Origin of the sequence: Candidatus Tokpelaia sp. (assembly GCF_008636115.1) — a bacterium.
GTDB lineage: Bacteria > Pseudomonadota > Alphaproteobacteria > Rhizobiales > Rhizobiaceae > QLZD01.
Genome location: NZ_QLZD01000046.1, coordinates 1 through 657, shown reverse-complemented (window position 1 = coordinate 657; position 657 = coordinate 1). Strand labels below are relative to the sequence as shown.

Sequence of the window (657 nt, the reverse complement as noted above, 5' to 3'; positions counted from 1 at the left end):
TCTGCCCCTTGCTCGCCCAAAATTGTGCGGCTGTCTATTTTGCTCGTTACCTGAAACGAAATCCGCGTGGGGAAATTGGCCTTGATTGTGCCGGTAATAACGTCAACTGAAGGGCGCTGGGTCGCCATAATCACATGAATCCCCGCCGCGCGCGCCATTTGCGCCAGCCTTTGAACCGCGCCTTCAATCTCCTTGCCCGCTACCATCATTAAATCGGCCATTTCATCAATAATAACCACAATATAGGGCAAGGGCTTCAGCTCTATGGCTTCTTCCGTATAAAGCAGCTCACCTGTTTCTTTGTCAAAACCGGCCTGCACTGTGCACATAATAGTCTCATTTTTATGCAAAGCTTCTTTTATCCGGGCATTAAAACCGTCAATATTACGCACACCGAGCCTGGCCATTTTGCGATAGCGCTCTTCCATTTCACGCACCGCCCATTTGAGCGCGCTCAAGGCTTTTTTAGGGTCGGTTACCACCGGGGTGAGCAAATGGGGGATACCGTCATAGACAGATAATTCCAGCATTTTGGGATCTACCATAATCAGCCGGCATTCCTGCGGGCTCATGCGGTAAACAAGCGACAAAATCATCGTGTTAATAGCCACAGATTTGCCGGAGCCGGTGGTGCCGGCCACCAGCAAATGCGGCATT

1 protein-coding gene is annotated in these 657 nt (G+C 50.7%); it reads right to left on the bottom strand.

Annotated features, from left to right (window positions below; translation table 11 throughout):
* The coding region (locus DPQ22_RS08465) for an FtsK/SpoIIIE domain-containing protein (RefSeq protein ID WP_256371591.1) at positions 1-657 on the bottom strand (657 nt) is incomplete at both ends.